Annotated in this window: 22 protein-coding genes and 1 riboswitch; of the genes, 14 read left to right on the forward strand and 8 right to left on the reverse strand. The window is 35.9% G+C overall.

The features are described 5' to 3' along the window. Positions 1–3 precede the first annotated feature (3 nt). On the reverse strand, positions 4–1,683 hold the full coding sequence (locus BW929_RS01960) for an ABC transporter substrate-binding protein (RefSeq protein ID WP_084566050.1): 1,680 nt from the start codon (positions 1,681–1,683) through the stop codon (positions 4–6). A gap of 492 nt (positions 1,684–2,175) precedes the next feature. On the opposite strand from BW929_RS01960, the gene BW929_RS01965 reads away from it, so the two are divergent. The 14 genes from BW929_RS01965 (at position 2,176) to BW929_RS02030 (ending at position 14,195) form a co-directional block, all read left to right on the forward strand. Beyond that, positions 2,176–3,189, forward strand: coding sequence for a LacI family DNA-binding transcriptional regulator (locus BW929_RS01965; RefSeq protein WP_076543700.1), 1,014 nt, complete (start codon positions 2,176–2,178; stop codon positions 3,187–3,189). A 240-nt stretch (positions 3,190–3,429) separates the two neighbouring features. Continuing rightward, positions 3,430–3,924: a Na+/H+ antiporter subunit E gene (locus tag BW929_RS01970; protein WP_076543701.1), complete on the forward strand. Its 495-nt coding sequence runs from the start codon at positions 3,430–3,432 to the stop codon at positions 3,922–3,924. Beyond that, positions 3,924–4,172: a monovalent cation/H+ antiporter complex subunit F gene (locus BW929_RS01975; RefSeq protein ID WP_076543702.1), complete on the forward strand. Its 249-nt coding sequence runs from the start codon at positions 3,924–3,926 to the stop codon at positions 4,170–4,172. Before BW929_RS01970 ends, BW929_RS01975 begins: the two co-directional genes overlap by 1 nt. A 2-nt stretch (positions 4,173–4,174) precedes the next feature. Then, positions 4,175–4,537 (forward strand): monovalent cation/H(+) antiporter subunit G, encoded by a 363-nt coding sequence (gene mnhG, locus BW929_RS01980; protein WP_076543703.1) that lies wholly within the window; start codon positions 4,175–4,177, stop codon positions 4,535–4,537. Beyond that, positions 4,521–4,763 carry a hydrogenase subunit MbhD domain-containing protein gene (locus tag BW929_RS01985; RefSeq protein ID WP_076543704.1) on the forward strand — a complete coding sequence of 81 codons (243 nt, stop codon included), beginning with the start codon at positions 4,521–4,523 and terminating at the stop codon, positions 4,761–4,763. Before mnhG ends, BW929_RS01985 begins: the two co-directional genes overlap by 17 nt. After that, positions 4,760–5,521, forward strand: coding sequence for a Na(+)/H(+) antiporter subunit B (locus BW929_RS01990; protein WP_084566051.1), 762 nt, complete (start codon positions 4,760–4,762; stop codon positions 5,519–5,521). The genes BW929_RS01985 and BW929_RS01990 overlap by 4 nt, the downstream gene beginning before the upstream one ends. Before the next feature lie 58 nt (positions 5,522–5,579). Beyond that, on the forward strand, positions 5,580–5,945 hold the full coding sequence (locus BW929_RS01995; protein WP_234978047.1) for an NADH-quinone oxidoreductase subunit K: 366 nt from the start codon (positions 5,580–5,582) through the stop codon (positions 5,943–5,945). After that, positions 5,942–7,390: a proton-conducting transporter transmembrane domain-containing protein gene (locus BW929_RS02000; RefSeq protein ID WP_158537675.1), complete on the forward strand. Its 1,449-nt coding sequence runs from the start codon at positions 5,942–5,944 to the stop codon at positions 7,388–7,390. The genes BW929_RS01995 and BW929_RS02000 overlap by 4 nt, the downstream gene beginning before the upstream one ends. Beyond that, positions 7,391–9,256 (forward strand): proton-conducting transporter transmembrane domain-containing protein, encoded by a 1,866-nt coding sequence (locus tag BW929_RS02005; protein ID WP_076543706.1) that lies wholly within the window; start codon positions 7,391–7,393, stop codon positions 9,254–9,256. Next, complete coding sequence (locus tag BW929_RS02010) at positions 9,253–10,149, forward strand: respiratory chain complex I subunit 1 family protein (protein ID WP_076543707.1); 897 nt, start codon at positions 9,253–9,255, stop codon at positions 10,147–10,149. Before BW929_RS02005 ends, BW929_RS02010 begins: the two co-directional genes overlap by 4 nt. A gap of 15 nt (positions 10,150–10,164) precedes the next feature. Next, positions 10,165–10,698 (forward strand): NuoB/complex I 20 kDa subunit family protein, encoded by a 534-nt coding sequence (locus tag BW929_RS02015; RefSeq protein WP_076543708.1) that lies wholly within the window; start codon positions 10,165–10,167, stop codon positions 10,696–10,698. Beyond that, complete coding sequence (locus tag BW929_RS02020) at positions 10,695–11,192, forward strand: NADH-quinone oxidoreductase subunit C (RefSeq protein ID WP_084566052.1); 498 nt, start codon at positions 10,695–10,697, stop codon at positions 11,190–11,192. The genes BW929_RS02015 and BW929_RS02020 overlap by 4 nt, the downstream gene beginning before the upstream one ends. Beyond that, complete coding sequence (locus BW929_RS02025) at positions 11,170–12,279, forward strand: NADH-quinone oxidoreductase subunit D-related protein (RefSeq protein WP_076543709.1); 1,110 nt, start codon at positions 11,170–11,172, stop codon at positions 12,277–12,279. Before BW929_RS02020 ends, BW929_RS02025 begins: the two co-directional genes overlap by 23 nt. A gap of 107 nt (positions 12,280–12,386) precedes the next feature. After that, the gene (locus tag BW929_RS02030) at positions 12,387–14,195 is read left to right on the forward strand and encodes an FAD-dependent oxidoreductase (RefSeq protein WP_076543710.1); all 1,809 of its coding nucleotides are present in this window, start codon (positions 12,387–12,389) and stop codon (positions 14,193–14,195) included. 149 nt (positions 14,196–14,344) lie between these two features. On the opposite strand, the gene metA is transcribed toward BW929_RS02030, so the two are convergent. The 7 genes from metA to murQ form a co-directional block, all read right to left on the reverse strand. Further along, positions 14,345–15,262 (reverse strand): homoserine O-acetyltransferase MetA, encoded by a 918-nt coding sequence (gene metA / locus BW929_RS02035; protein WP_076543711.1) that lies wholly within the window; start codon positions 15,260–15,262, stop codon positions 14,345–14,347. 134 nt (positions 15,263–15,396) lie between these two features. After that, positions 15,397–16,674, reverse strand: coding sequence for an O-acetylhomoserine aminocarboxypropyltransferase/cysteine synthase family protein (locus tag BW929_RS02040; protein ID WP_076543712.1), 1,278 nt, complete (start codon positions 16,672–16,674; stop codon positions 15,397–15,399). A 134-nt stretch (positions 16,675–16,808) separates the two neighbouring features. After that, positions 16,809–16,913: riboswitch (SAM riboswitch) on the reverse strand. Positions 16,914–16,977: 64 nt separating this feature from the next. Beyond that, on the reverse strand, positions 16,978–18,555 hold the full coding sequence (gene nagZ / locus BW929_RS02045; protein WP_076543855.1) for a beta-N-acetylhexosaminidase: 1,578 nt from the start codon (positions 18,553–18,555) through the stop codon (positions 16,978–16,980). A gap of 151 nt (positions 18,556–18,706) precedes the next feature. Then, on the reverse strand, positions 18,707–19,561 hold the full coding sequence (locus BW929_RS02050) for a MurR/RpiR family transcriptional regulator (RefSeq protein WP_076543713.1): 855 nt from the start codon (positions 19,559–19,561) through the stop codon (positions 18,707–18,709). Continuing rightward, the gene (locus tag BW929_RS02055; RefSeq protein WP_076543714.1) at positions 19,561–20,607 is read right to left on the reverse strand and encodes a MupG family TIM beta-alpha barrel fold protein; all 1,047 of its coding nucleotides are present in this window, start codon (positions 20,605–20,607) and stop codon (positions 19,561–19,563) included. The genes BW929_RS02050 and BW929_RS02055 overlap by 1 nt, the downstream gene beginning before the upstream one ends. 82 nt (positions 20,608–20,689) lie before the next feature. Further along, positions 20,690–22,114: a PTS transporter subunit EIIC gene (locus BW929_RS02060; protein ID WP_076543715.1), complete on the reverse strand. Its 1,425-nt coding sequence runs from the start codon at positions 22,112–22,114 to the stop codon at positions 20,690–20,692. Between the two features lie 52 nt (positions 22,115–22,166). After that, positions 22,167–23,075 (reverse strand): N-acetylmuramic acid 6-phosphate etherase, encoded by a 909-nt coding sequence (gene murQ, locus BW929_RS02065; RefSeq protein ID WP_076543716.1) that lies wholly within the window; start codon positions 23,073–23,075, stop codon positions 22,167–22,169. Between the last annotated feature and the right edge of the window lie 57 nt (positions 23,076–23,132).

Consider the following 23,132-nt stretch of genomic DNA (forward strand, 5'->3'; position numbering starts at 1 on the left):
CTTTTACTCTGCTGGTTCCAGCCCGATTAAGGTATGAATCATACCTAACTGATAAGCATTACCCCAACTTACTGGAACACCATAAGGATCATCCTCATTTGGCCAGTTTGTCCAGTTGTTTGTTGTCTGCTGAGCCCAGAGACCATTATGCCAGAGAGGTACTGTTGGCATTTCTTCTAAAAGAATTCTCTGAATCTCAGAAGCAATTTCCTGTTTTTCAGTTTCATTCTTTGTCATGTTAAATTTATCAATTAAATCAAAGAGTTTAGGGTTATCATAAGCACCCCAGTTACCATTACTGATTGTTTCGCCATGAATACTCTCGTTTGCTACACCATCCCAGTAATCAAATGGATTTGAAGAAAGAGTTGTATTGAAGTTAGCAATTAACATGTCGAAATCTTTATTAAAGCGCTTGTTATCAAATAGTGAGGAATCAGGGAAGTTAGGTGTAATATTTACCCCAATTTCTTCAGCATTCTGAGAAATAACTCTGACAGCTGACATCCAGTCTGTCCAGCCACTGGGAACTATAATGCTTAATTCGAGTGGGTCACCATTAGGCATATCTCTCCAGCCATCACCATCTGCATCAACATAACCTGCATCATTTAATAAGGCTTTGGCTTTGGTAGTATTATACTCAAAACCATATTCATCTACTACATTTTCATCCAGATATTTTAACCAACCTTCTCCAAATAAACCTGTTGGATTGGCAGGCTTTACCAGGCCACCATATACACGGTCAACAATTGCCTGCTGATCTACCATATAGGCCATTGCTCTTCTAAACTGAACATCATCCATTGGTTTTCTGGTTGTGTTCATATACATATTAGCTGTGTTCCAGGAAAGCATATATGGCTCTCCATCATACCAGGTTTTTAAACCAAACTGATCTTTAACTTTCTGAACACCAGGGATAAAGTTATTACTTAAGTCAAGTTCGCCTTTCATTAACATTCCCATAACAACATTGTTGCTCTGATTAACTAAATCAACAAGATATTTAGGTTTAGGCTGACCGAATACATCATTACCCCACCAGTCATCATTTCTTTCCCAGACCATTCTGTCCTGACCTGCTTCTCTGGCCATATATGGACCAGTACCAACAGGATCTTTCATTGTTCTGGTAATTAATTCGTCAGATGGAATTTCACTCCAGATATGTTCTGGAATAATGTAACGCTGATATAATTCAGAATCCCATTCTGCATAATGTGGTTCACTGAAGGTAAATCTAACTGTATAATTATCTTCTGCCTCTACAGATTCCATCCAGTCCCAGACAGGTGAATACATTATAGAGTTATCTTTTGCAAGTTCATAAGTAAAGACAACATCTTCTGCATTAAATTCTTCACCATCTGTCCAATTAATACCTTCTCTTAAATTAAGAACATATTCATTGTCGGAAACCCATTCTCCACTTTCAGCCAACCAGGGCTGATATTCGTTTTCAAGTGGGTTATAAGAAAACATTGTCTCATAAACTAAGCCACCTGTACCTGGAGTAGGGTTAGGAATTAGAACATTCCAGGTTGATGGAGGTCCCCACATTGCTCCAGAAACAACTAAGGTCTCTTCTCTAGGAAGATCCTGAGCCAGAGACATACCTCCAACTAGAAATAGAAAAGCCAGAGTTAGAATTAAAACCTTCTTACCAACATTCATCATTAATAAACACCCCTTTAAATTATTTTGTAATGCAAAATGTCACTCTCTTTTGTCTTAAGGGATTATTAACTTATAAAAGTAAGAGTGAACAAAATTTTAGCAATTTCACCAATCTTCATTAAATTAACAAATTTTAAAATTTAATATTTGAAGAAAAGGAGAAATTTACGCTAAAACTTACTAAAACGATTTCTTGATTTAATTATAGCGTAAATTTGCAGACAATTCAAGCTAATTTTTATTTTTTTTATTTAATTTTCAATGTACAAAAAAATTATTTGATTAAAAAACAATATTTTTTCGTTATTTACGAAATAACTTTCTTATATTATAGCATTGTTTTTTCGTTTTTTCAAATAATTTTAAAAAAAGATTCAATTTTATTTATTTTTGAACATATGTTATACTATAAGAAAAGTTTTTCGCTTGTTTTGAAAGATTATTACTGCTAAAACATTAAACCTGTAAATTTTTTTGAAAGGAAGTATCAGTATGAGTATTACAATTAAAGATATTGCGGAAAAAGCTGAAGTTTCTATTTCAACTGTTTCTAAATCACTAAATGATAAAGGAGGGGTCTCTCCTGTTACCAGACAGAAGATTTTAAACATTGCCAAAGAAATGGGGTATTTTTCTTTCCATTCTCAGGTGAACTTAAAAACGCATAATATTGCTTTTATAATGAGCCGCCGTCATATCCCTATCTTTAATAACCCTTTTTACACAAGAGTTATAGCAGGAGTGGAAGTTGAAATAGAAAATTATGATTATAATCTTCTCTTTTCAACAATTAAGCTTGAAGATCTAAAAAGCAAAGAAATTCCTGCAATAATCAGTCAGAACAAAGTTGATGGACTTATCCTGGCCGGTGCCGATATTAATACTGACATGATTAAAGCAATAGAAGAATTGAAATTTCCAACTGTATTAGTTGATAACTATTTGAGTTCCCCTATTATGGACTCAATAGTTTCAGATAATTATAATGGAGCTATGCAGGCTGTTAAATATTTAATTAAAATGGGCCATCAAGAAATTGGTTATGCTGGTGGACCCAATTCTCATCCCAGTTTTAATGAAAGATATAAAGCCTATAAATTAGAAATGATTGAAAATAATTTAGATATTAATAATAATTTTATTAAAATAAAAGAAGATTTTGGTCAAAATATGGGTAAAGAACTTGCCAAATCTTTTTTAAGAGAAAAAGAACTGCCAACAGCTATTTTTGCTGCCAATGATGCAACTGCTATTGGTCTTATTCAGGCTTTTAATAAATATGGTTTGGAAGTACCAGGAGATATTTCTATAATTGGCTTTGATAATATTGAACTTACTGCTTTTACAACCCCAAAAATATCCACTATTTCGGTGGACAAAGAAGGAATGGGCCAGGAAGCTGCTCGAAAATTATTTGACCGGATTCAAAATCCAGAAAAAAAATCAACTAAATCAGTTATTCCTACAGAATTAATAGAGAGAGAATCCGTTAAAAAAATTAAATAAATTTAGGCTTTTTATAATACTGCTGTTAGAAACTTTAATTTTCTGACAGCAGTATTTGAGTATTTTCAGAAAAATAATAATTTTATGTTGACTTTTATATCGTAATATCATAATATATAGATATAAGTTGTCAAAACATTTGCAAAGGGGGAGGTATATTATAAAATATTATTTTTTTCACTAAATTTATGAAAAAAATCTCATAGTATTTTCATCAACTTTATTAAAGGAGGTTTTCTTTTGCAGAATTTAAAAAGATATTTATTCAGCACAACATTCTTTTTCCTCTTCTGGCTTGCCTATACTTCATCACTTGAGCAGTCAGAGTTATTAACTGGATTAGTTGTTTCTCTGCTGCTATCACTTTTTACATATCAGAGTTTTAGCAGAGAAAAAACTCAGAATAATATTATCAGCAGGATATTTGCTTTTATAAAGTATATACCTGTTTTTTTATGGGAAATGCTGAAAGCAAATCTTGATGTAGCAAAAAGAGTTATTGATCCTTCTCTACCAATTAATCCAGGAATTGTAGAGATTAAAACCAATCTCAAATCAGACAGGGCCAAATTATTTTTGGCAAACTCTATTACTTTAACTCCTGGAACTCTGACAGTAGATATAATCGATGACAGTCTTTATATTCACTGGATTGATCTCAGTACTACTGATCCAGCAGAACAGAAAAAACTAATTTCTGAAAAATTCGAGAATTTATTGGAGGGGGTCTTTTAATGTTAAATTATATCTTCATAATTATTTCTGCTGCAGTTTTGATTGCAGTTATTAGAATGCTCAAAGGCCCAACTCCAGCTGATAGAATAGTTTCTTTAGATACAGTAACAACTATAATAAGCTCTCTGCTGGTAGTTCTGGCACTATTTTTTAAAAATCATATTTATCTGGATATTTCCTTTGTTTTTGCGGCACTTTCTTTTACAGGAGTAATTGTTATCGCCCGCTATCTTGAAGGGAGAGGTTAATTTTGATTATTATCAATACTTTAGGCTATATTTTAATTTTCTTAGGAACTTTGTTTCTCTTTTTAGGGGCTTTAGGCTTATTGAGAATGCCGGATGTTTACAACCGACTTCAGGCAGGAACAAAAGCAACAACTCTAGGAGCTTTATCTACTATTATAGGAGTAGGTATGGTTGAGACTGACTGGTTTTTAAAAACATTAATTATTGCTATTTTTATCTTAATGACAAATCCAATTGGCAGTCATGCTATAGCTCGTGCTGCCAGACTGAGCAGAATTGCAGTTGATAAAATAACAGCTCAGGATAAATATCAAGAAAATTATTTAAATAAGAAAGGCAGTGATCAGAATGCCTCTAATTTCTAGCTTTTTAATTTTAATTATGCTTATTGCTGCATTAGCAGCCTTATTTTTTGATAACTTATTAAATTCTATTATAGCTGCCGGTCTGGTCAGCTTAATCGCTTCAGTTCTATTTTATTTTTTAAAAGCACCTGATGTCGCAATGACAGAGGCAGCAATTGGGGCCGGGTTAACAACAGCAATTTTTGTACTCGCCTTATATAAAACTGAAAGGGGGAAAAGTGAGTGAAGTTTAGAAACTTTTTGGCCTTAATAATTGTAGCCGTCTTTGCTTTCATTATCTTTCAGGCTTTTACCATTGTTCCGGCAGCTGGAGAAATTACGATAAATAAATTTGGACAGGCAGATCTAAGTAATAGAACAGCCAGCCGTTATATAAATAAGAATGTTAATTCTGACAGCAAGAAAGTTATTTATAAGGAAAGTTCTAATTTAGAAAGTGGCTCAGCTAATATTGTTACCTCAGTAGTAGCAAACTACAGATCATTTGATACCTTAGGTGAGATCACAGTTTTATTTCTGGCAGCAGCAGGAATTGCAATTGTGCTTAACTTAGAAAAGAGTGAGAAAAGTAGATTTGCAGCCAAAGAAGCTTCTTTGATTTTAAATACTGGAATTAAAATTATCTTTCCTCTGCTCTTATTAGCAGGCGCCTATATTTTTATTCACGGCCACTTAAGCCCTGGTGGAGGATTTCAGGGAGGAGCAGTAATAGCAACTGCTTTTTTACTTAAAATGCTTGCCGATTATAAATTTGAAATTAAAGAAAAAAGCATCACTCTTGTTGAAAGTGCAGCCGGGATAGTATTTGTAGGCCTCGGACTGTATGGATTGATAACAAGAGGCTCTTTTTTAGAAAACTTTCTGGCAACTGGCACTGTTGGAGAGCTCTTCAGCGGAGGAACAATTGCAGTTATTTATACAGCCATTGCCTTTAAAGTAGGAGCAGAATTAACTAATATAGTTAAAAGTCTAATTGAAGCTTAATTAACTGCGGCCAAATTTTAAAAAATAAAGTTTAAATTTTATAAAGGATGTGATTACTTTGCTCAACTTCCTGGAGGAGTGGTCTTTTTTTGGAGGATCAATACTTCTCATTTTAATAGGACTATATGGAGTAATAACCAGAAAGAACATGATAAAAATTCTGATTTCACTTGCTTTAATGGATACCGGAGTTAACCTGATGCTGGTGGCTCTCGGTTATGTTAAAGCAGCAAATGCACCGATCTTAAATTCTGTTGTTCAGACAAATACAGCTGCTTTTGTTGATCCAATTCCACAGGCTCTGGTCTTAACTTCAATTGTAATTGGAACAGCTGTGCTCGGTCTTGGACTTGCACTTGTAATTAAAATATATGATAAATTTTCTACCCTTGATATCTCAAAAATAAGGGGGTTAAAATGGTGAACCTTACTTTAATTATAGCAATACCACTACTTATGTCTTTTACAATGCCAATTTTTAAAATGCTTAATCAAAAACTGCCAAAGGTTATAGCTCTTTTAACAACAGCCTTTAATCTTTTAGTTCTGACAGCAAATTTTTCTCAAATTATGGATTCAGCCATAATAATAGAACTTGGCGGCTGGCAGGCTCCTCTGGCAATTAATCTCTATGTAGGACCTCTGGCCTTATTGGCAGCGTTTTTAATCAACGGTAGTGCCTTTATACTATCAATATATAATTTAACTCAGGATTATAAATTTGATGATAAATTCTACCTTTTATTTTTAATGATAACTGCCGGTGCCAGTGGAATGGTGATGACCGGTGATTTATTCAACCTTTTTGTTTTTATTGAAATTACAAGTATTGCTGCCTACAGCTTAACTGCTTTTGCCGGCAGAGACAGCTACGAAGCCAGCTTTAAATATTTAGTCATCGGGGGAATCGGCTCAGTTTTTATGCTGCTTGGAATAGGATTTACCTATTCAGCAGTCGGCAGTCTTAACCTGGCTGAAATAGCAGCTTCAGCAGGCCTGATCAACCCGCTTTTACTGCAGATTACAGCACTCTTATTTTTAATCGGAGTCGGAATTGAGGCAGAATTATTCCCGCTTAACTTCTGGGTGCCTGATCTTTATACTGAAGCTCCAACAGCAGTTAGCGGAATTATGAGTGGAGCAGTCTCAGCAGCAGGAATCTATGCTTTGGCTAGAATATTTTTCACCCTTTTTCCTGCTCAATCATTTTTAAATTATCTGCTCTATTTAGGGGCCATCACCTTAATCTTAGGTGAACTGATAGCCTATCAGCAAAAAAATATTAAAAGAATGCTGGCCTACTCAAGTTTAGCCCAGATGGGATTGATTGTAGCAGTAATCAGTCTGGGAACTGAGGGAGCCGTTAGAGCTGGACTTTTTCAGCTGGTCAATCATTCAATTTTAAAAATTCTGCTCTTTATCAGTGCTGGAGTTCTAATCTCAGCAGCAGGCAGTAAAAACATAGACGACTTAGCCGGTCTGGGCAGCAAAAAGAAAACTGCAGCCTTTGGCTTTACCATTGCTGCCATGGGGATACTTGGTGTGCCATTTTTGAATGGCTTTATCAGTAAGTTTATGATTATCAGCAGCAGTTTAAATGCAGATCAATTTCTGCTGACAGTATTAATACTGCTGGCTGCCGTGATAGAAATTGCCTATTATTTAAAAGTAGTACAGAAATTATATTTTGAAGATTTAAAAATTGAAGTTAAAAAAACAGCTGTAATTACTATACCGGTTGTTTTACTGACTCTAATGATTTTCGGCCTGGGAATTTATCCCCAGCTAATTGCTGACCCCCTGGAAAAAGCGGCAGCAGAACTTATCAACAATGGTAGTTATATTATGACAGTTTTAGGAGGGATGTAAGTGCTGACAAATTATATATTCATCCCGATTGCAGCAGCTTTTATAGCCTATATTTTAAATAAGAGGAATCGAAAAGCTGGAGCAGTTATTACAGCTTTAGTTTCAGCTTATTTACTTTTAAGTCTGACTGCATTATATGGCAGATGGGATATAACTCAAAGCTTTAATCTTAGTTTAATGGGATATAAAATTGACTTTTTACTGGCAGTTAATCCGCTTTCCTGGCTCTTCGCAGTCATGACAGCAGCAATTTCGATTTTAATTGCCTTATTTTCTATTAACTCACAGGAGAATTTTAAGTTCTCTTCTGTTTTCAACTTAAACTTTCTAATCATAATCGGTAGTATGATTGGAATTGTTTTTGCCCGTGATTTCTTAACTCTTTTTATTTTCTGGGAGTTAATGACCTGGACTTCCTTTTATCTGATCTCAGCCGGGAAAAAGAAAATGGCAGGAAGAGCAGCCTATAGGTACATTATTTTAAGTGCCGGAGCAGCTTATGCATTTTTAATGGCCGCGATTTTTATCTTTCAGCAGACAGGAAGCTTTGCCTTTGACTCTGCAGCTGAATTTTTAGTGGCTAATTCTCCAGCTCAGTCAATTATGCTGCTTTTAGTTATCAGCTTACCCTTTATAGTCAAAGCCGGTATCTTCCCTCTTCACATCTGGGTTAAGGATGCTCATGGTAATGCGCCCAAGGAGTTTTCTCCTTTTCTTTCTGGAATGATGCTTAAAATAGGAATCTATGGAATGATCGTTGTTTTCTATCAGCTTTCCTTCTTTAAAATAATAGAAAATACTATCGCTTACCGTGGACTGCCGCTTTTAAGTTATTTATTTGCTCTTTTGGGAGCAGTTACAATAATTACAGGAACAATACTCGCCATCAGACAGGAAGATATGAAAAAATTAGTAGCTTATTCCTCTATTTCTCAAATGGGCTATATAATTATTGGAATTGCAATCGCAACTCCTTTAGGATTTAGCGGCTCAATGCTGCATCTAATGAATCACTTAATCTTTAAATCAACTATCTTTCTGGCTCTGGCTGCGGTAATTTACAGAACTGGAACAACTAAAATGTATGAGATGGGTGGCCTGATCTTTAGAATGCCGCTGACCTTTGCTGCTTATTTGACAGCAATTATTGCTCTTGCAGGTATTCCACCTACAAACGGCTTTATCTCCAAGTGGGTTATCTATCAGGCTTTAATTGAAAAGGGATATCTATTTCTGGCAATTGCTGCCTTTTTCGGCAGTATAGCCTCCTTTATGTATGTCTTTAAGCCCTTAAGCACTGTATTTTTAGGTCAGTTAAAACCTCAGCATCAGAATATTAAAGAGGTTCCTCTGTTGATGAAAATACCGATGCTGATCCTGATTTTAGTAATCGTTTTATTTGGAGTTTTTCCAGGAATTCAGATGAATATTATCAATCAAATTTCTGGCTATTTAGGTATAGAAACTGTTAACTATACTCTCTACAGTATTCAGGGAGCAAATGGAGCCTGGAATTCTCTTTTAATCTTTAATATCTTCTCAGCTGGATTTATCATAGCACTCTTGCTCTTTAGTTTTGCTAAAAAATCTAAACTGGTTGGTCTGCTGGACACCTACAGTTCTGGTGAATATATTACAGATGCTGAAAGTTATCATTATGCTTATCAATATTATAGACCCTTTGATAGATTATTTGATAATCTAGCAGCTAAAAGTTTAACTGACTTTTATGAAACTTTAACTAAAAACCTGGTTAGAAGTGGTGAGGGCTTAAGAAGAGCTCTTGCAGCCGGTAAGCTGCAGAACTATGCTCTTTATTCAGTCTTATTATTTGTTATTCTAGCTGCAGTGGGGTGGATAATATGATAGATATAATTTATAGAATCGGACATTTTGTTCTAATCACAGTTTTTTCAATGGCTCTTGGACTGCTCTTTATGGGCATTGCCCGTAAAATTGTGGCCAGGATTCAAAAAAGATATGGTCCTCCTGTTTATCAGCCCTATCTTGATGTTTTAAAGTTATTTGGAAAAGATGCTATAACGCACGGATTTATCTTTGACTTCGGTGCGATTATGGCTCTCGGGGGAGTGATTGCAACCTTATTCTTTATTCCCCTTGGCAGCTGGCAGCTCTATTCAATGGAGGGAACTGTAATCCTGGTAATCTATCTTTTAGCAATTGCTTCTCTCGGAATGGCAATGGGAACTGTTGGTTCTGGTAATCCTCAGGCTTCAGTTGGAATTTCCAGAGCCTTAATGCAGATGTTAGGTTATGAACTGCCCTATCTGGTCATTTTATTTGCGCTGATCTATAGATACCAGACATCTTCTGTCTGGGGGCTGATGCAGGCCCAGGCTGGAAGTTTTTTAAACTGGAATCTCTTTGCCTATCCGCTGATGGCTGCAGTTGCCTTTGTGGTGCTAATTGGAATGATGGGCAAAAAACCCTTTGATTCTATGATTGCTCCATCGGAGATTGGGTCTGGCCCGGTTGTAGAATCCGGTGGTAAGTATCTCGGTATGCTGCTCTTACAGAAGTCAATCACAATTATTATTGAACTGGCCCTTTATGTCAACCTCTTTTTAGGAGGGGCGGAAAACATTCTAATCTTCACTTTTAAAATGCTTATAGTCTGGGTTTTAGCAACAATGTTCGGCAGCCTTTTCCCCAGATTTAGAATTGAAGATGGAATTAAGTTTTTCTGGAAGTGGCCTTTAGGAATAGCAATTTTACAGGCAATATATATAATTACTTAAGCAGGAGGTTTTAAAATGAATAACAACTTTGTTAAAGGGAGCTGGCAGGAAATTCTTGACTGGGCCCAGAATAAATCGATAAATATGCTTCATTACTGTACCGGCTGTGGTGCTATTGAACTGCCGCCTACCATGACTTCTCGCTATGATATGAGTCGTTTTGGTATCGGTCCAGCAGCTACTCCGCGCCAGGCAGACTTACTATTAGTAACTGGCTACTTAAGCACCAAAACTCTAAGACGCTTAATCTATACCTATGAGCAGATGCAGGCGCCAAAATTTGTGGTCGGCTTTGGCTCCTGCACCATCAATGGTGGTATGTACTGGGATTCATATAATACAATCAAACAGCTGGATAAATATCTGCCTGTTGAAATGTATATTGCAGGCTGTATGCCGAGACCGGAGGCTATTTTAGATGGTCTGCTTAAATTGAAGAAAATGATAGCAGACGGTGAGGCAGATGGCTACCAGCGCTATCAGGATAATTTAGAATACTACCATCAGAATCAGGAAGCCGTTTTAGGGGAGGTGCAGAGAACACAGTGAGAAATGAAAAAGATCTCTTACAGTTAATGAATGCTCATTTTGAACCACTAAAACTGGAAATCAAACGCAAGCAAAATGTCTCTGTAGAATTTAAAAAAGAGGAACTTATTCAGGCCCTTTCCTTTTTAAAATCTCATTCCTACAGACATCTATCTACAATCAGCTGTGTTGACTGGCCTGAAGAGGGAGAATTCGAATTAGTCTATCATCTCTTTTCCTATGATGACCTGATCAATATCAGCCTAAAAACTAGAATTAAGCGTGATCCCGGCATTTTTCAGACCGCAAAGGAAATCTGGCCGGTGGCTGAATTTTACGAAAGAGATATCCACGATTTTTTTGGTGTCAAATTTAAGGGTAATGATAATTTAGAAGAATTAATTTTGGAGAACTGGCAGGAGATCCCTCCCATGCGCAAGGACTTTGATACCAGAAAATTTGTTAATGATAAATATGAATGGAGGGATTACAATGGACAAAAACACACAGACTGAAATATTTTTTGGACCCAATCACCCCGGAGTACCTGGAAATTACGGAATCAACTATGAATTTGAAGGAGATACAGTAACTTCTGCCCGGGCCAATGCAGGTCACCTGCACCGCGGTTTTGAAAAACTGATGGAAGAAAGAATATGGATTAAAAATACAGCCTTAGTTCCCCGGATTTGTGTTGAAGAACCGGATATCAACGAAATGGTTTATGCCATGGGCTTTGAAGCAATTGGAGAAATTGAAGTTCCCCGCCGGGCTGACTATATCCGTTCAATAATTCTGGAACTGGCAAGAATTCAGGGTCACATCTTCTCTATTGGAGGTAATGCAGCTGGAATCGGTCAGTACACAGTCATGCACTGGGGAACCCTTACCCGAGATTACCTTCTAGACATTTTTGAAGAAATTACTGGAGCCAGAGTCTACCACATCTATATTCGACCGGGTGGTGTTAGGCAGGATATTGAAGATGAAACCTTAGATAAAATTCTCGATTTAATGGATGAACTTGAAAATGAACGCTTCCCTGATCTGCAGAAGGCACTTTTTGAAAATCCTAATGCTCAAAAAAGGTGGCAGGGCAAGGCTGTGATCACTAAAGAAGAGGCTATAGAAATGGGAGCAACCGGGCCTGTCTTAAGAGCCAATGGTGTTCCCCACGACCTCCGCAAAATGATGCCCTATGCAGCCTATGATGATGTTGAATTTGAAGTTCCAACAGGTGAAAATGGTGATGCCTGGGATAGAATAAAAATTGCCAGAGATGACATGCTTCAGAGTATAAAAATTATCAGACAGTTAATCAATAAGATCCCTGATGGACCTGTACAGGCTGATCTTGGAAATGGCTTAAAGTATAAGATTCCTAAAGGTGATGCCTATGTTAAAATCGAATCCAAGCGCGGTGAATACGGATATTATATGGTCTCTGACGGCAGCTTAAAACCATATCGAGTTCACGTTAGAGGAGCTTCTACTCCACTCGGCTTATATGGAGTTAGAGAATTTTTACCGGGTACTAGAATAGCTGATGTTCCAGTCTGGGCCAAAAGTCTCGGAATCTGTCCGCCAGAATTTGATCGTTAAAGCTGAACTTAAAAATTATAATTACTTTTTAGTGAATCTGTATCAGCTCAAATTGAAATTTATTTTATGAAAATTAACTTTAATTAATATAATCGAAGACTAATGAGGTGAAAAAATTGGCTAATGATAAAAAAAGCATCTTCTCTCCTGTAACAGCTTTTAAAAACTTAGTTAAAAAACCGGAAACTGTCCGCTATCCGGCAGAATCTAATGATGCAGCTAAAAGATACAGGGGTTTTCATATTAACGATTTAGAAGAATGTATAGGCTGTTCTACCTGCCAGGAAGTATGTGTCAATGATGCTATCTCAATGGTAGAAATGCTTGATGTACCAGCTGAGGAAGGCCAGCGCAATGAGAGGCCGCAGATTGATTACGGCCGCTGCTGCTGGTGTGGACTCTGTGTTGATGTCTGTACAACAGGTTCTTTAGAAATGAGCCGTGATTACAGCTATATTGATCTTGATCCTGATACATTTATAGTAACACCAGCTGAAAACGATATTAACCAGGTTGAGCATCCTCTGGGTTATTTAAGAGATCAAAGTTCAGATCTACTTGATTTAAAAAGAATTGAAATGGAAATGCTGGAGCCTGAAGAAAGAATTGATTCCTTTATAGAAATAGTTGAAGGTTTTTCGAAAGAGCAGGCAGAAAAAGAAGCTTCCCGCTGTGTGGAATGTGAAATCTGTACAGAAACCTGTCCGGCTAATATGAACATTCCGCAGTATATCAGGGGTATTTTTGATGATGATCTGGAAGAATCCCTGCAGCAGATTTATGAGGATAATCCGCTGCCTGAAGTATGTGGTCGGGTCTGCACCCATAAATGTGAGGGAGTCTGTGCTCTCAGCCACCGTGGTGAGGCAATCTCTATCCGCTGGCTGAAACGCTATGCAGTTGACAATGTTGATTCTGCAGAGTACAAGCAGGTTTTAGGAACAGAAAAAATTGAACAGAATAATAAAAAAGTTGCGGTTGTTGGTGCCGGACCGGCCGGCCTTTCTGCTGCTCACTACTTAAGTGTAATGGGTTATCAGATCACTGTTTATGAAAGCAAGGAAAAAGCCGGAGGTATGATGCGCTACGGTATTCCAGAATATCGTCTCCCTTATGATGCCCTGGATAAGGATATTGACTATATTGAAAGTCTGGGAGTAAACTTTGTCTTTAATACCAGAGTCGGTGAAGATATTGAACTTAAAGAATTACACGAAAACTATGATGCAGTATTTGCAGCTACCGGTCTCCATAACGGCCGCAGTACCAGAGTTCCCGGTACTGAAAACAATAATGTCTATCAGGCGGTAAACCTGCTGGCAGATATTGCCCGCGGTAAAGAAGTTCCTGTAACTAAAAGACTGGTAGTTATAGGTGGCGGTAATGTTGCAATGGATATTGCCCGCTCTATGGCCAGAATCCAAAAAGATAAGTACGGAGAAGTAGATATTACTGTTACTTCTCTGGAAACTGAGGATATTATGCCTGCTGACCAGGAAGAAATCGATGAAGCTCGGGAAGAAGGAATAGTCTTTAAACCCGGTCGGGGACCAAAAGAAATTGAAATTAATGAAGATGGTTCACTGGCCCACTTATGTACAAACTGCTGTGTTTCTGTTTTTGATGAAGATATGAATTTCAACCCCACTTATGATAACAGTGATATTGAAAATTATGAATGTGATATGGTAATCGAGGCTATCGGTCAGGGTGGTGATAACTCTTACATTGATGACCAGTTTGAAATTGAATATGCGGGCCCCAGAATTAAAATTAATGACTACAGCCAGACTTCAGTTAACTGGCTTTTTGCTGGTGGTGATATTGCCCGGGGGCCAGATGTAATAAATGCTATCAAAACCGGTCATGATGCTGCAGTTGGCATAGATAAATACTTAAATGATTCTTTAAAATAAAAGATATTTATTGCTAATCCATGAGTAATAAATCCAGCAGGAGGAAAAATTAATTAATTTTTCCTCCTCTTACAATAAACTAAAAAATTATTTTTCCTACAAAATTTAACTCACTTTATATTCTGCAGTTGCTTTTCTTTTTCCAGGATTTATGCCAGTTTACTCAAATCAAATGGAGTTTCCTGATAGACATAATAATTCAACCAGTTAACAAATAAAAGATTGGCATGACTGCGCCAGCGCATCACTATTTCCTTTTCCGGATCATTATCTCTGTAATAATTTTTGGGTGGTGCAATTTTCATTCCTTTATTAATATCTCTTAGATATTCATCCTGCAGGCTTTCGCGATCATATTCCGAATGTCCTGTAGCAAATACCTGCCTGCCATTTTTACTGGCAACAAGATAAATACCTGATTCCTCAGATTCCGCCAGAATTTCAAGCTCAGATATTTTTTCAATATCCTTCTTTTTAATTTCTGTATGCCGGGAATGAGGAACATAAAATAAATCATCAAAACCACGCATCAGTTTAACATGTTTTTTAGTCTTATAATGTGGAAAAACTCCAAACATTTTTTCCTCTAAAGGATATTTGGGTACTCCATAGTGATAATAAAGTCCAGCCTGACTTCCCCAACAAATATGAAAAGTAGAAAAAACATGATGCAGACTCCAATCCATTATTTTTTGAAGCTCATCCCAGTAATCTACCTCTTCAAATTCCAGAGTTTCTACTGGAGCCCCAGTAATAATCATTCCATCATATTTATTGTTTTTTATTTCTTCAAAGGTGTTATAAAATTTAATTAGATGTTCTTCAGATGTATTTTTAGAATTGTGACTGGCCGGATGCATCAGATCAATATCAATCTGCAGAGGTGAATTACCTATCAGCCGCAAAATTTGAGTTTCTGTTTTTATTTTAGTCGGCATTAAATTTAAAATTAATATTTTTAGTGATCTAATATCCTGATGAGTTGCCCGAGATTCTTTCATCACAAATATATTTTCATTCTCAAGTGTCTCTACTGCTGGTAATTCATCCTGTATTTTAATTGGCATTTCTTCTCACTCCTAGCTTCTCAAAATCTTTTTAGAAATTTTTAATTTACAAGTTCGGAAAAAAGTTCCCCTATTCAATCACTGAGAAACTTTCTCCCGGCACTTAAAGACAAATATTTAATTTATACTTAACATTACTTTTCCGATGCTGCTAGAGCCTGATCGAGATCATTTTTAATATCTGCAATATCTTCAATTCCAATTGATAATCTGATTAATTCCGGCGAAATTCCTGTTTTCTTTAAATCTTCATCACTTAACTGCTGATGTGTAGTACTAGCTGGATGAATTGCCAGAGATTTTGCATCTCCAACATTGGCAAGATGTAAAAATAGTTCAAGCTGATTGATAAACTTCTCTGCTGCTTCTTTGCCACCTTTGATGCCAAATGCTACCATACCACCACTACCATTTTCTAAGTATTTTTTAGCATTATGATGTGTGTCATGACTTTCAAGCCCGGGATAACTAACCCAGTCAACTCTATTGTCAGCTGCTAAAAATTCTGCCACTGCCTGTGCATTTTGGGAATGACGCTCCATTCTTAAGCCTAATGTTTCCAGACCAGTAATTGTCAAAAAAGAATTGAAAGGACTGGGAGCACTGCCTAAATCTCTTAAAAGCTGTACTCTGGCTTTAATGATAAAAGCCGCTTCTCCAAATTCCTCCTGAAACTTAACTCCATGATAACTTGGATCCGGTTCCACCAACCCAGGAAATCTCCCTGTATCCCAGTCAAAATTACCACTATCAACAATAACACCACCAATAGAATTCCCATGACCGGCTATGTATTTAGTGGTCGAATGGATCACTATATCTGCTCCATATTCAAAGGGACGGCAGAGATAGGGGGAAGCAAAAGTATTATCAACTATCAACGGTACTCCTGCTTCGTGGGCAATTTCAGCAAGTCTCTCAAAATCAGGTACTGTTAGAGATGGGTTACCAATTGTTTCAACATAAAGAGCCTTTGTCTGTTCATTAATCTCATTTTTGAAAGTTTCGGGGTCCTCAGAATCAACAAAAGAAACATCTATGCCCATATTCTTAAAGGTATGTTTAAAGAGATTATGGGTTCCTCCATAAATAGAACTGCCGCTGACAATATGATCTCCATTATTACAAATAGTTAAAAGGGCAATAACCTCTGCTGCCTGTCCTGAGGAAACTGCCAGAGCTCCTACTCCACCTTCTAGAGCAGCAATTCTTTTTTCCAGTACAGAATTAGTCGGATTTTGAATTCGAGTGTAAATATCACCGGCCTCTTTTAAAGCAAATAAATCTGCTGCATGGTCTGTGTCATCAAAAGTATAGGATGTTGTCTGATAAATTGGAACTGCTGCTGACTTTTTGTTCTGATCTGCCTCATAACCTGCATGTAATGCTAAAGTATCAAATTTGAATTTCATTTAATTTCCTCCTCTAATTTTCTCTTCTCTAATTAACAATAAAATTGAGTGATCACTCTACTTGCAGCCTGTAAATAAGTCTGTAAAAAATAAAAATCCCACTACCTAAAAGTAGGAGTGGGTAATTTACTTACTCCTTATCTCTCAGGAATCTTCCTGCTGGAATTAGCACCGGGCAGTAGCTAACTGCTGGTTGCCGGGTTTCAAAGGGCCAGTCCCTCCACCTCTCGCGATAAGTTTTATTGTTTTTTATAACTTTAACATAGATAAGTAATTCTGTCAAGAAATATTCTTTCTTTTGTTTTATTTAATACTAATCGGTAATTTCCCGCGGGCACTGATTTCTCCTTTTATCAAATCAACAGCAGCTTTCTGGCTGGCCGGACTGTAATCATAGGTTGTAATAAATGCCTGAGTTTGATTCAGATATTTATAATCATAGGGGTTACGAAGAGCAAGAACTAAAACATCATATTTTGCAGCTAATTTTTCTGCGATTCTGGCCTGGTCTCTGTTTACTGCAGCATTATAGGTGCAGACAATAACTAAATCACTGTCAATTATTTTATTATTATTAACAGTAATCGTTTGTCCCTCTTGTAAAGTTATATTTTCTACCTTATTTAATTCTTCCTGTAAATATTTAAAAAACAAATTTCTTTTTTTATCGTCATCTTCAGCTAAAGAAACTCGCCCCATTTCAAAGTCAATTACACTGATCTTTTTTGATTCAATATTTTTTAGAGGCAGAACTCCTTCATTTTTAACCACTGTTACTGCATTTTCTGCAATTTCTCTGGCAATTTTTTGATGAGCTGCAAAATTAATTTTATTTTCATCTGCTTCTTTAAGCTCTGCCAGACTGATTCTCTTACCCTTTAGGCTTAAAATTCTCTTTAAAGACTGATTTATTCTCTCTTCGCTAATTCTTCCGTTTTTTACTGCTTTAATCACAGCATTAATTGCCTTTTTTTGTTTTTGGTAACTGTGAGATACTAAAACAGTATCACTCCCAGCTTCTATTGTTTTGACAGCTCCTTCTACAGTACCAAAAGTATTGACTATTGCATTCATTTCCATACAATCAGTAATAATTAAACCTTTAAAATTAAGTTCTTCCCTCAATAAATCAGTTAAAACAGCCTTAGAAAGAGTTGCCGGTATTCCTTTCTCCTTTTCGATTGTCGGAAAATATATATGGGCTGTCATTATACTGTCTACCCCGGCCTCAATTGCCTTTTTAAAAGGATAAAGCTCTACCTCTTCCAGACGACTGCGGGAATGTCTGATTACAGGTAAATCCAGATGAGAATCAACTGCTGTATCTCCATGGCCTGGAAAATGTTTAGCTGTTGCAATAACTCCTTTTGACTGCAGCCCTTTAATATAGGAAGTTCCCAGTTCAGCAACTAATTTAGGATCTTCTCCAAACGAACGAACTCCGATCACTGGATTATCAGGATTATTGTTCACATCAAGATCAGGAGCCAGGTTAACATTAATCCCTAAATTTTTTAGCTCATCACCTACAGCTTCGCCAGCTAAATAAGCAAATTCTTTATTATTAGCAGCACCAAGAGCCATATTCCCGGGGAAATGCGTGGCTCCTTTTAATCTAGTAACTGTACCACCTTCCTGATCTGCCGAAATAAAAAGCGGCAGCTTTGCCCCGGAGTTTACTGCCAGTTCCTGCAGCTGATTTGAAAGTTCTGCAGTCTGAGCTGGGTTCTCTATATTTCTGCTGAAATAAATCACTCCACCAATATGATAATTTTCAATCATATCTTTTATTTTTGAATCAACCTGCGGTCCTGAAAATCCTATCTGAAAAAGCTGTCCCACCTTTTCTTCCAGAGACATCTCTGCAATTTTAGAATTCATTAAAAAATCTCCTCCTAATTTTAAGAAATTAAAAATATCGAATTCCTGTTCCTGACTTACTGCTGAAGTAGTAAGAGATGAAAATAATATTATAAATAATAAAATTGTTGATAAAATAATTTTATTTCTCATTTGTAGTTCCTTTCTTCCCTTACTTTATTTTAAACTGCTCAACACTTTCCCTGGTATTTCTTAAGTAATCGCTTATTTTACTAAAATCATTTTTGGCAAAAGCAACAAATAGGATGTCTACAGCGGTCAACTGAGCTATTCTCGAGGTGATTGCTCCCAACCTAAGATTTTTTTCACTTCCCGCAACCTGAAGTTTGATGTCTGCTATTTCATTTAATGGATTTTCTCCATATTTACTAATAGATATAGTTTTTGCTCCCCGCTTCTTGGCAGTTTTTAATGCCTCATATACTTCGATAGATTGACCACTATATGAGATAGCTATAGCTAAATCGCTACTTTCAATATTAGCAGCCGAAGACAATTGAGCATGAGTATCTGCATAATAAATAACTGTTTTTTTGACCCGCATTAATTTATACTGTAAATCTTTTGCGACCAGACCGGAAGCACCAATTCCAAAAATATAAATATTATTTGCATTTTCTATTGCTTTTACTGCTTTTTCAATTTCCTTTACTGAAAGTAAGTTAATGGTATTTTTAATTACTTTATAATTATCATGAGCTATTTTTTCCATTATTTCTTCAACCTGGTCATCTACAGCTATATCATCATAAACTTTTACTTTATCATTATTTTCAGTCTCCTGTAAATCTTTAATTAATGCTATTTTAAAGTCTTGATAGCCCTTGTAATTAATTTTTTTACAGAACCTAACTACTGAAGCCGGACTGCTATCTGCCGCCTGGGCAAGTTGATTAACTGATAATTGGGTTACTTTTTCTTTGTTTTTTAAAATATAATTTGCAATTTTTTCCTCAGTAGTGGTAAAATCATTAAACATCTCTTTAATCTTTAATATTACCTTCATTATTCCTCACCTTTAAGTTTAAATTTAAATTTATCTCCTTCTTTTATTTTTTCAATAATCAGGGCAGCTTTTCCTGCATCTGCAACAACATTAATTTTTTTATCAGCAGGATATTCTTTTTTTAGAATCTGTAAATCACCTTCATACCTTTGATATAAATAGTTATCAATTGTAACTGCATATTTAAATCTTTTAATATTATTATGAGCTTTAATTTTCTCCTTTTTATTTTTTCTGGCTGTTTCAGATCTAATAATATATTCTCCAGGATCCTGTCGGTTTTTATGTTCTAAATTTAGCAACCTCATTTCCTCTTTACTGAGACTGCCAATGATATCTAGAGGGATAATTGTCACTTCGCTGTTAATCGAACTAAAATTCTTTAATTCTTCTTTAGACGCTCTGCTATCACCTATATATATTTTGTCAATTCCCAACTTTAATAAATCCTGTCCTGCTATAAGTGGAGTTAAAAAACGATGCTTTTCCAGAGTAGGAAGTCCGGCTTTTATCGGAGGCCTCTTTTTATGATTAGAAGCTACAAAAGCTCCAACTTTAATGTCATATTTTTTTAAAAGATTATTCTTTTTTAATATTAATTCTTCAGATAAACCCGTTTCTTTCCTGGGATAAAAATTATGACAGGCCTCAAAGTTTTCAGGATTACCTCCCTGAGATATTATTGTTTTTAAATCAGAGTCTGTCAGAGTACTGGCATTAAGATTAATTCGGTAATCACTATTTTGACTTAGTTCAGCAATTTCCTGATTGTTAAAACCAAAATCTAATCTCAATGCATCAAATTTAAATTCACTTAAATCCAGATTATTATAATATTTTTTTGAAATATCTGCAGTTAAATTAAAGTCAAGGCGATTGATAGCTGAAATTAATTCTTTAGCTTCCTTTAAAAAATTATTATTTACCTCGGGAATGTGTAAAGAAAGAAAAATATTTTTAATTCCTAATTTTTTAGCCTCTTCTAGGTAATTAATATTTTCCTCTAAACTTAAATCTAAACCTGCATAAACTGAAATACCTAACATATTTTTATGCTCCTTTTATTAAAGATAAAAAATAAAATAATGAAAAGCTCCCCGCTAATAAGGGGAGCCATAAGCTAAATTATTACTTTAACTGAGCAACCTCTTCGTCATTAATAAAGAAATGAGTAACTACAAAGCCACCAATATAGGCAATTACAAGCCCCATGAAATAACTGAACATTGAACCAGGTTTCATTAGAGGGATTGCTGTAATACCTGAAGGCCCCCAGGCACCTGCCATTACATTCTGTAACATAACAAACGCTCCACCAAAACCAGCTCCCAGACCAGCTGTAATAAACGGCTTACCAAGAGGTAAAGTTACACCATAAATTAATGGTTCACCAATCCCCAGTATCCCTGCCGGTAAAGCACCAGAAATAATCTGCTTTAGTTTTTTATTATCTGTCTTTTTTGCTTTAAGATAAATAGCAATCGCTGCTCCAACCTGACCGGCACCAGCCATTGCCAGTACTGGAAATAATGAAACACCACCCATATTTTCAAGCTGAATAGCATACAGAGGTATTAATCCGTGATGAAGACCAAGTAAAACCATTGGTAAAAATACTGCAGCAAGTACATAACCAGAAATCACACTGACAAATGGATTTTGAGAAGCTACAAGAAGAGTTAATCCTCCCACCAACCAGTCAGAAATAACTCCCGATAAAGGCATAATAATAAAAATCATTGCCAGAGCTATAATGAGCATCGATACAACTGGAGTTACAATTAAGTCTAAAACATCCGGAATCATTTTTCTGACCTTTTTTTCTATTAATGAAAGAATATATACTCCAATGATAACTCCAATTATTCCCCCTTTTCCGGTTGTTAAAATTGAATTAAGCGGTACTTCTGTGTCATACATTCCAAAAATTTGAGAAATATTAGTAATCTGCCCCATTACTGTTAGAGCTCCTACCATACCGCCAAGACCCTCAGTTGCTCCAAACTGTTTGGCAGCATTAATACCCGTAAAAATCGCTAAATAACCGAGGAACGATCCACCAAGTAAAGATAAAAGCAGCTGAATAAAGTTCCAAAAATCAGTAGTAGCTAAACTTCCTGTATTCTGTAAATTTGTAATCAAACCAGCAAATCCATTAAAAATACCGGCTGCTATAATAGCAGGAATCAGAGGGATGAAAATTTTACCTATAGTTTTTAAAGCTCTTTTAAACTTACTCTGTTTTTGCCCTCCTTTTATAGCAGCTTTATTTTTTTCCCAATCTTCTCCAACCTCTAAATTAGATGAAATTTTATAATCTCTCTTTAAAATATCCAGACATTTTTTGGCTTTTCCAGGCCCCACAACTATTTGCAGAGTTTCATCTTCAACAACACCCATAACCCCTTCCACAGATTTTAATTCCTTAACATCAACGACAGAGTCATCTTTGAGATCAACTCGCAATCTTGTCATACAGTTTGTAGCTGCAGCTATGTTCTCTTTTCCACCCAATTTTTGTACAATTTTTTTAACCAACTCTTGATTATTCATTGTACTCCTCCTTGTGTAATAATATTAAAAACACTAATTCTTATAGTTTAACTCAATGTTTATTATGTTGAATTGCATCAGCTAAATGTCCCTCATACTTTTCTAATTCTTTTTTTGCCTCTTCTTTTTCAAGTCCTGTATTAAGCATCATAATCGCCAACTTGACATTATAATCTGTTTTTTCCAAATAATTTTCTGCTTTTTTATAACTCACCTCACTTACTGCCATAATCATATTTTTAGCTCTTTCAGCCAGTTTATTATTTTTCACCTGAAGATCAACCATATAATTTTTATAAACTTTACCTAATTTTATCATTGTAGCTGTGCTTAACATATTTAAAACCATCTTCTGAGCAGTACCTGCTTTCATACGAGTCGAACCAGTTACAACTTCAGCTCCTACAACTGGTGCTATAGAAATTTCTGCAATTTCTGCTATTTTTGAACCAGGATTACAGCTTAAAGCAGCAGTTTTAGCTCCCAGAGAACGAGCATATTCCAGACCACCAATTACATAAGGAGTACTGCCACTTGCAGCAATTCCTACTAAAAAATCTTTTTTACCAAAGTCAATCTCCTGAAGATGATCTACAGCTTCTTCCTTGCTGTCTTCAGCATTTTCGATTGAATTTCTAATTGCTTTCTCTCCTCCAGCAATTAAACCCTGAACTAATTTACTGCTTACTCCATAGGTTGGAGGACATTCTGATGCATCCAAAATCCCCAATCTTCCACTTGTACCTGCACCCATATAAATTAGTCTACCACCATTTTTTAATGCCCGGGCAATCAAATCAACTGCAGCAGCTATATTATTTTTTTCTTTTTCTACTGCTGCTGCCACTTTTTTGTCTTCATTATTGATGATTTCTATCATCTTTTCTGTACTGACTCGATCAATATTTTGGGAGTTCTCATTAACTGATTCTGTAACCAGTTCTCCTAAATTATTATTCATCTTTAAACCTCCATTCAAAATTTTCTTTCTTTTCTTAATAAGAGTTTAACACTTTTG

This window comes from Halanaerobium kushneri (assembly GCF_900156285.1).
GTDB classification, from domain to species: Bacteria; Bacillota; Halanaerobiia; order Halanaerobiales; family Halanaerobiaceae; genus Halanaerobium; species Halanaerobium kushneri.

What these genes read in the sequence shown, in the direction of transcription:
- nagZ (WP_076543855.1), bottom strand. Translation starts at nt 18,555, where the DNA reads ATGAATTCTAAAATTGCAGAGATGTCTCTGGAAGAAAAGGTGGGACAG.
- BW929_RS02050 (WP_076543713.1), bottom strand. Translation starts at nt 19,561, where the DNA reads ATGAAGGTAATATTAAAGATTAAAGAGATGTTTAATGATTTTACCACT.
- BW929_RS02055 (WP_076543714.1), bottom strand. Translation starts at nt 20,607, where the DNA reads ATGTTAGGTATTTCAGTTTATGCAGGTTTAGATTTAAGTTTAGAGGAA.
- BW929_RS02060 (WP_076543715.1), bottom strand. Translation starts at nt 22,114, where the DNA reads ATGAATAATCAAGAGTTGGTTAAAAAAATTGTACAAAAATTGGGTGGA.
- murQ (WP_076543716.1), bottom strand. Translation starts at nt 23,075, where the DNA reads ATGAATAATAATTTAGGAGAACTGGTTACAGAATCAGTTAATGAGAAC.
- BW929_RS01985 (WP_076543704.1), top strand. Translation starts at nt 4,521, where the DNA reads ATGCCTCTAATTTCTAGCTTTTTAATTTTAATTATGCTTATTGCTGCA.
- BW929_RS02040 (WP_076543712.1), bottom strand. Translation starts at nt 16,674, where the DNA reads ATGAAATTCAAATTTGATACTTTAGCATTACATGCAGGTTATGAGGCA.
- BW929_RS02010 (WP_076543707.1), top strand. Translation starts at nt 9,253, where the DNA reads ATGATAGATATAATTTATAGAATCGGACATTTTGTTCTAATCACAGTT.
- BW929_RS01975 (WP_076543702.1), top strand. Translation starts at nt 3,924, where the DNA reads ATGTTAAATTATATCTTCATAATTATTTCTGCTGCAGTTTTGATTGCA.
- BW929_RS02025 (WP_076543709.1), top strand. Translation starts at nt 11,170, where the DNA reads ATGGACAAAAACACACAGACTGAAATATTTTTTGGACCCAATCACCCC.
- metA (WP_076543711.1), bottom strand. Translation starts at nt 15,262, where the DNA reads ATGCCAATTAAAATACAGGATGAATTACCAGCAGTAGAGACACTTGAG.
- BW929_RS01960 (WP_084566050.1), bottom strand. Translation starts at nt 1,683, where the DNA reads ATGATGAATGTTGGTAAGAAGGTTTTAATTCTAACTCTGGCTTTTCTA.
- BW929_RS01965 (WP_076543700.1), top strand. Translation starts at nt 2,176, where the DNA reads ATGAGTATTACAATTAAAGATATTGCGGAAAAAGCTGAAGTTTCTATT.
- BW929_RS02015 (WP_076543708.1), top strand. Translation starts at nt 10,165, where the DNA reads ATGAATAACAACTTTGTTAAAGGGAGCTGGCAGGAAATTCTTGACTGG.